This window comes from Azospirillum sp. UFLA03-27, from assembly GCF_059803775.1.
Window position 1 is genome coordinate 1 of sequence record NZ_JAUQTX010000310.1, and the last position, 6,589, is coordinate 6,589.

Consider the following 6,589-nt stretch of genomic DNA (forward strand, 5'->3'; position numbering starts at 1 on the left):
GCGTCACCGTCAACGCCATCGCGCCGGGCTACATCGATACCGACATGGTGCGCGCGGTGCCGCCCAACGTGCTGGAGAAGATCGTCGCCCGCATCCCGGTCGGCCGTCTCGGCAAGGCCGAGGAGATTGCCCGCGGCGTGCTGTTCCTGGTCGGCGACGACGCCGGCTTCATCACCGGCTCGACCCTGTCGATCAACGGCGGCCAGCACATGTACTGACCGGCCGGTGCAGTGACTCCCGGGTCTGCGGACCCGTTTGAAGCGACACGAAGCCTTCACCCCTCTCCCGCACCCGCGGGGGAGGGGTTTTTCTTTGGGCCTTCAAGACGATGGATCGCCAAGGACATGGCGGGCGGCACGGGAGGCCGAAAAAGCGAAACCCCCGCGCGGGGGGCGGGGGTTTCAGCGGCTGTGCCAGGACATCCGCAATGGTTGAGCCGTCTCAACGGCAATGTTCAGAAATGTGTGGCCGAACAGGTCGGCTTCCTCAAGTAAGCGCAGGTGGACTCATGACAATCACACCCTCCTGGCTACGGGAACATTTGCTGTGATGAGAAGCTGGCTTTTTTGCCAACTTGATGCGGTGTCCACCGCGTCTTCACCTCAACCAGTGTTGCTCTGAGGGATAGCCTGCTCTTCCTTGCGGGGGTTGTCAATACCCGAACTGCGGTCCCGTTACCGCTTGATGACGGGTTTGTGACGTCACTTGAACTGGAAGCCGACCGGACGCTTGTCGTCCAGCGAGACCACCGCGCAGCCGCCCAGCGCCGGGCCGACCGACAGCTCGCCGTAGGCGGTGACTGCCCCCTCCTCCTTCAGGCGCCCGACGAAGCCGCTGCCGTCGCTGCGGGCGACCCAGGCGAAGGGGATCCAGGTCTGGCGCACCGGCTGGCCGCCGGCGCGGACCACCGCGGTGAAGGCCTCGGCGGTCGGGGTGCCCGGCGGGAAGACGGCGAGCACCGTGCCGCCGTCCTCCTCGTTCAGCGCCGCCTGGGTCAGCGCCACCCCCGTCACCACCGCCCAGACGACCAGCGCCAGCGCGCCGAGCGCCAGCGCGAAGCCGTGACCGAAGCCGGGGCTAGAAGAGGAGGAGGTCGCCGGTTCCGTCATGGCCTCAGGCCTTCGCTTCCGCGGCCAGGGCAGGGGCGGGCTTCTCGGCGATCGGCCAGTTGACCACCGCAGCGGCCAGCGCCAGGGCCACGCTGGCCCACCACACCACGTCGTAGGAGCCGACGCGCTCGTACAGCACGCCGCCCAGCCACACGCCGAGGAAGCCGCCCACCTGATGGCTGAGGAAGGCGAAGCCGTAGAGCATGCCGAGATAGCGCGTGCCGAACATCAGAACGACGAGGCCGGAGGTCGGCGGCACCGTGGACAGCCAGAGCAGGCCCATCGCCGCGGCGTAGAGGATCACCGAAACCGGGGTGACCGGCAGCAGGATGAAGATCGCCGTGCACAGGCCGCGCAGCGTGTAGTTGGCGCACAGCAGCAGGCGCTTGCTCATCTTCCCGCCCAGCACGCCGGACATGTAGGACCCGACCACGTTGAACAGCCCGATCAGCGCCATCGCCCAGGAGGCGAGGCCGGGGCTGATCCCGGCGGCGGTTAGGTAGGGCGGCAGGTGCGTGGTGATGAAGGCGAGCTGGAAGCCGCAGACGAAGAAGCCGGTGACCAGCAGGACGTAGCTGCGGTGCTTGAAGGCCTGCCGGATCGTCGCGGCGAAGCCGATGTCGGCCCCGGTGACGGCCTGCGCGCTCTTCGACCCGCCCGCCCCGGCGAAGGAGGAGGCGAGCACCGGGATCATCAGCATCGAGGCGCCGAACAGGATCAGCGCCGTCTGCCAGCCATAGGCGGCGATGAAGGCCTGGCCGGTGGGGGCGAACAGGAACTGGCCCATCGAGCCGGCGGCGGTGGCGACGCCCATCGACCAGCTCCGCTTCTCCGGCGGGACGATGCGGCTGAAGCCGGCGATGACGATGCCGAAGGACGCCCCGGCCAGACCCAGCCCGATCAGCAGGCCGGAGCTGAGATGCAGCATCAGCGGGGTGTCGGCGTAGGGCATCAGCGCCAGCCCCAGCGCGTAGAGAACGCCACTGATCCCCAGCACCAGCGCTGGGCCGTAGCGGTCGCACAAAGCGCCAGCGAAGGGGGTGCCGATGCCCCAGACCAGATTCTGGATGGCGATCGACAGGGCGAAGACGTCGCGGCCCCAGCCATGCGCCTCCGATAGGGGGGCGGTGAACAGGCCCATGCTGGACCGCGGGCCGAACGCCAGCATGGCGATCAGGCAGCCGCAGGCGATGACGAATCCCGGCGTCCGCCAGGAGCGGGGCGAAGGCGCCCCGCCCATCCGGTTGCTGGTGTCCAAGTTATCCTCCCTCGGCGCGGGCTGTGGCCGGTGCGGCAACGCTGGCCCGCGTCTCATCAGGGTCACACGATAAGCGTGCGCCGGGCGTGCATCAAATTCACAATGGGAAAGAAGGTTATTCGGCTGCGGAATGGCAGGGCAGGGGCAAAGGCGCCTCTTCCGCCGGGGGCAGCAGGTCCAGCAGGCTGTCCTCCAGCACGTCGAAGACGGGGCCGATGCGCCCGGTGAAGCGGCCGCGCAGCAGCCACACTGCGACGGTCAGCGCGAAGTCGGGGGTCTCCAGCGGCCGCACCTGGGCGGCGTGTAGGGTCGGGGCGATCAGCCGCAGCGGGGCCAACCCGAATCCGACGCCGCGGGCGACCAGCGACAGCAGAAGCGACTGGTCGAATCCCTCCACCGTGACGTTCAGCGCCGGGCCGTGCTGCGCCATCGCCCGGCCCATGGCGGTCCGGTACTGGCAGCCGTCGGGCTGAAGCACCCAGCCCACGGCGTTCATCGCCGGCAGCGTCCAGTCCCGCTGCCCGGCCAGCTCGGCCGACGCGACGACCCGCACGGGTTCGCGCGAGATGCAGACGGCGTCCAGGTCGTCCGGCGGCGTCTGGGCGTCGTGAGTCAGCACCAGCGCGCCGTCCAGCGTGCCGTTGCGGACCTGCTCGACCAGCGGCGTGCTCCAGTCCGAATGCAGGCGGACGGTCAGGCCGGGGAAGGCGGCGCGCAGCCGGTCCAGCGGATGGTGCGCGGCGATGGCCGTCAGCACATGGGCCACCCCCAGCCGCAGCAGCCCCTGGGGCTGGGCGGCCCCGGCGAAGGCGTCCGACAGCTCGTCCGTCGCCTTCAGCACCCGATGCGCGTGGGCCAGCGCCATCTCGCCGTCGCGGGTCAGGGCCAGCGGCTTGGTCTGGCGGTCGAACAGGGACACGCCAAGCTCCGCCTCCAGCCGCTGGATCAGGCGCGAGACGGCGGACTGGGTCAGCCCCAGCCGGTGCGCGGCCTCCTGCACGGACTGGGCTTCGGCCACGGCGACGAAGGTGCGGATCTCGTTGAGCTTCATGGCGGCGTCCGGAGCGGCGGTTCGTTCGGCCTCTTGGCCACTGGTATCCGACTGTCCGCCTGGGTTAGCGTCGGGTCAAGCGCAACGAGGGAGTTTCCATGTCCGCCTCGCCCGAGTCCACCACGCCCCCCGCCGACCGTTCCGGCCGCGAATACCCCGACCGTCCCTGGGTGGGGGTGGGCGCCGTGGTGTGGCGCGGCGACCGGGTCCTGCTGATCCGCCGGGGCCGTCCGCCGCGGATGGGGCAGTGGAGCCTGCCCGGCGGCGCCCAGTCGGTGGGCGAGACGGTGTTCGAGACGGCGGTCCGCGAGGTGTTGGAGGAAACCGGTCTGCACGTCGTGCCGACGGAGGTGGTCACGGTGGTGGACGCCATGACGCTCGACGACACCGGGGCCGTCCAGTACCACTACACCATCGTCGAGGTGGCGGCGGAGAGCCCGGAGGGCGAGGCGGTCTGCGCCGACGACGCGCTGGAGGCCCGCTGGGCCACCGTCGACGAGGCCGCGGAACTGACCGAATGGGACGAGACGGAGCGGGTCATCCGCCTGTCGGCGTCGCGGCGAGCCGCCGGATGAAGTCCGGGACCTGCGCCGTGTCCAGGGGCTTGGCCAGCAGATAGCCCTGGATGCGGTCGCAGCGGTAGGCGCGCAGGTACAGAAGCTCGTCCTTGGTCTCCACCCCCTCGGCGATCGCCTGCATCCCCAGAGCGTGGGCGAGGTCGATGATGGCGCGCACGATGGCGGCGGCGTCGCGGTCCTGCACCATCGCCTGGGTGAAGTGCTTGTCGATCTTCAGCGCCTCGACCGGCACGCGGCGCAGCAAGGACAGCGAGGAATAGCCCGTCCCGAAATCGTCCAGCACCAGCCGTACCCCGGCGCCGCGCAACTGGGTCAGCACCTCGCGCGAGGACTCGCTGTGCTCGAACAGGGCGGTTTCGGTCAGCTCCAGTTTCAGATTGGCGGCGGGCAGGCCGGTTTCGGCGAGGATGCCCAGAACGGTGCGGGCGAAGCCGGGGTCCTGCAACTGCCGCGCCGACAGGTTCACCGCCACCGGCACGTCGGCGATGCCGTCCTGCATCCAGCCCGCGGCGGTCTCGCAGGCGCGGCGCACCGTCCATTCGCCGAGGATGTGGATGGCGTCGCTGGTCTCCGCCATTGGGATGAAGACGTCGGGCGGGATTACCGTGCCGTCGTCGAGGCGCCAGCGCGACAGCGCCTCGAACCCGGTCAGCCGCCCGCTCTGGGCGTCGGCCTGCGGCTGGAAGGCGAGGCGCAACTCGCCGTGCCGGATGGCGTCGCGCACGCGGTCGGAGAAGGTGCCGGCGCCTGGCGCGATGGTCGCGTTCTGGTTCACCGCCATATCCCCTCCGGTCCAGCCCTCGGTTGTCGCCCATAGGGGCTTAACAGCCGACGCGAGGCTTGTTAACCATATCTCAGGGGTATTTAAGCGGTTTTTCCAGTTTTACGAAAGGGTTAACGGATTTCTCAACGGTGATAAGATTGGGAGGCGTTAACCCTTCTCCCCAGAAGAGGAGAAGGGTCGCGCGGCTGCCCAATCAAACGTTGAAGCGGAAATGGAAGATGTCGCCGTCGTTGACGACGTATTCCTTGCCTTCCTGGCGCATCTTGCCGTTGTCCTTGGCGCCCTGCTCGCCGCCCAGCGTGACGTAGCTGTCGATGTCGATGGTCTCGGCCCGGATGAAGCCGCGCTCGAAATCGGTGTGGATGACACCCGCCGCTTCCGGGGCCTTGGCGCCGCGGCGCACGGTCCAGGCGCGGGCCTCCTTCGGGCCGACGGTGAAGAAGGTGATGAGGTCGAGAAGCTGGAAGCCGGCGCGGATCAGCTTGTTGAGGCCGGTCTCCTCAAGGCCGAGGGATTCCAGGAATTCCTGCTTCTCGGCGGCGTCGGAGAGCTGGGCGACCTCCGCCTCGATGGCGGCGGAGATGACGACCATGCCGGCGTTCTCGGCCTTGGCCTTCTTGGCAACCTTGGCGGTCAGGCTGTTGCCGGTGGCCGCGGAGGCCTCCTCGACGTTGCAGACGTAGAGGACGGGCTTGGCGGTCAGCAGCATGAACTGCTTGAAGACCGGCTTCTCCTCCTCGCTGACCTCGACGACGCGGGCCGGCTTGCCGTCCTGGAGGACCTTCAGCGCGCGCTCCATCAGATCGGCCTTGATCTTGGAGTCCTTGTCGCCGCCCTTGGCCTTCTTCTGGAGGCTGGTGAGCTGGCGCTCCAGGCTCTCCATGTCGGCGAGCATCAGCTCCGTCTCGACCACCTCGGCGTCGCGCAGGGGATCGACGTTGCCTTCCACATGGGTGACGTCGTCGTCCTCGAAGCAGCGCAGGACGTGGACGATGGCGTCCACCTCGCGGATGTTGGCGAGGAACTGGTTGCCCAGCCCTTCACCCTTCGAGGCGCCGCGGATCAGGCCGGCGATGTCGACGAATTCGAGCTGGGTCGGGATGATCTTCTGCGACTTGGCGATGGCCGCCAGCTTGTCCAGCCGCGGGTCGGGCACGCCGACGCGGCCGACGTTCGGCTCCTTGGTGCAGAAGGGGAAGTTCGCCGCCTCGGCCGCCTGGGTGGCGGTCAGCGCGTTGAACAGGGTCGACTTGCCGACGTTCGGCAGGCCGACGATGCCGCAATTGAAGCCCATGGGGGTGCTCGCCGTCGGAAATCTCGGGAATTGGGGCGCTTTATCCTACGTGGAGCCGCAAAGCGCAAACGGGAAGTGGGGGTGGGCAGGGTTGAGCGCCGCTTCCAGCGCGCCGGAGTCACCGCGGGCGGAACAGGAAGGGCACGGAGAAGACGCGGTCCTCCGCCGTCAGGCCGGGCGGCGGGAGGGGGAAGGGGGACGCCTTGCGCACCGCGGCCAGGGCGGCGCGGTCCAGCGCCGCGTCGCCGCTCGACGTCAGGATGGAGGCGTCGAGCACCTCGCCGGCGGTGCCGAGGCTCAGCTTGACGGTGGCCTGCCCGCCGCCGACCACCTTTTCCGGCTTGTGCCGTCCGATCCAGGCCCAGACCTGCGCTCCATAATCCACCATTGCGCCCCGGCTGGCCGAGACCGCCTCGACCGCTGCCGCCGCGTTGCGGCCGGTTCCGGTCCCGGTTTCAGCGGACGGCGTCGGTGCTGTCTCTTATACACATCTGACGCTGCCGACGATTATACGC

Annotated in this window: 8 protein-coding genes; 2 read left to right on the forward strand and 6 right to left on the reverse strand. The window is 68.9% G+C overall.

Translation table 11 applies throughout. From position 1 onward, the window contains the following. Window positions 1-218, forward strand: a 218-nt coding sequence (locus Q4I23_RS29020) for an SDR family oxidoreductase (protein ID WP_498528513.1), incomplete at its 5' end; no start/stop codon positions are given. 483 nt (window positions 219-701) lie between these two features. Here the strand turns inward: Q4I23_RS29020 and Q4I23_RS29025 are convergent. The 3 genes from Q4I23_RS29025 to Q4I23_RS29035 all read right to left on the reverse strand — a co-directional run bounded on the left by Q4I23_RS29025 (window position 702) and on the right by Q4I23_RS29035 (window position 3,418). Beyond that, window positions 702-1,109 carry a hypothetical protein gene (locus Q4I23_RS29025; protein WP_498528514.1) on the reverse strand — a complete coding sequence of 136 codons (408 nt, stop codon included), beginning with the start codon at window positions 1,107-1,109 and terminating at the stop codon, window positions 702-704. A 4-nt stretch (window positions 1,110-1,113) separates the two neighbouring features. After that, on the reverse strand, window positions 1,114-2,367 hold the full coding sequence (locus Q4I23_RS29030) for an MFS transporter (protein ID WP_454020587.1): 1,254 nt from the start codon (window positions 2,365-2,367) through the stop codon (window positions 1,114-1,116). 115 nt (window positions 2,368-2,482) lie between these two features. After that, window positions 2,483-3,418 carry a LysR family transcriptional regulator gene (locus Q4I23_RS29035; protein ID WP_454020586.1) on the reverse strand — a complete coding sequence of 312 codons (936 nt, stop codon included), beginning with the start codon at window positions 3,416-3,418 and terminating at the stop codon, window positions 2,483-2,485. A 98-nt stretch (window positions 3,419-3,516) separates the two neighbouring features. Between Q4I23_RS29035 and Q4I23_RS29040 the strand changes: the two genes are divergently transcribed. Next, window positions 3,517-3,993 (forward strand): NUDIX hydrolase, encoded by a 477-nt coding sequence (locus Q4I23_RS29040; protein ID WP_145628787.1) that lies wholly within the window; start codon window positions 3,517-3,519, stop codon window positions 3,991-3,993. Here Q4I23_RS29040 and Q4I23_RS29045 read toward each other — a convergent pair. The 3 genes from Q4I23_RS29045 to Q4I23_RS29055 form a co-directional block, all read right to left on the reverse strand. Continuing rightward, on the reverse strand, window positions 3,956-4,777 hold the full coding sequence (locus Q4I23_RS29045; protein ID WP_454020584.1) for a putative bifunctional diguanylate cyclase/phosphodiesterase: 822 nt from the start codon (window positions 4,775-4,777) through the stop codon (window positions 3,956-3,958). The genes Q4I23_RS29040 and Q4I23_RS29045 overlap by 38 nt on opposite strands. A 196-nt stretch (window positions 4,778-4,973) precedes the next feature. Then, a complete protein-coding gene (gene ychF / locus Q4I23_RS29050) occupies window positions 4,974-6,074 on the reverse strand; it encodes a redox-regulated ATPase YchF (RefSeq protein WP_498528515.1) in 1,101 nt (366 codons plus the stop codon). Between the two features lie 118 nt (window positions 6,075-6,192). Continuing rightward, window positions 6,193-6,462, reverse strand: a complete 270-nt coding sequence (locus tag Q4I23_RS29055) for an energy transducer TonB family protein (RefSeq protein WP_498528516.1) — start codon at window positions 6,460-6,462, stop codon at window positions 6,193-6,195. Window positions 6,463-6,589: the final 127 nt, after the last annotated feature.

Excerpts from the sequence above, each read along its gene's own strand:
- Q4I23_RS29045 (WP_454020584.1), bottom strand. The coding sequence starts at position 4,777 with ATGGCGGTGAACCAGAACGCGACCATCGCGCCAGGCGCCGGCACCTTC.
- Q4I23_RS29025 (WP_498528514.1), bottom strand. The coding sequence starts at position 1,109 with ATGACGGAACCGGCGACCTCCTCCTCTTCTAGCCCCGGCTTCGGTCAC.
- ychF (WP_498528515.1), bottom strand. The coding sequence starts at position 6,074 with ATGGGCTTCAATTGCGGCATCGTCGGCCTGCCGAACGTCGGCAAGTCG.
- Q4I23_RS29035 (WP_454020586.1), bottom strand. The coding sequence starts at position 3,418 with ATGAAGCTCAACGAGATCCGCACCTTCGTCGCCGTGGCCGAAGCCCAG.
- Q4I23_RS29055 (WP_498528516.1), bottom strand. The coding sequence starts at position 6,462 with ATGGTGGATTATGGAGCGCAGGTCTGGGCCTGGATCGGACGGCACAAG.
- Q4I23_RS29040 (WP_145628787.1), top strand. The coding sequence starts at position 3,517 with ATGTCCGCCTCGCCCGAGTCCACCACGCCCCCCGCCGACCGTTCCGGC.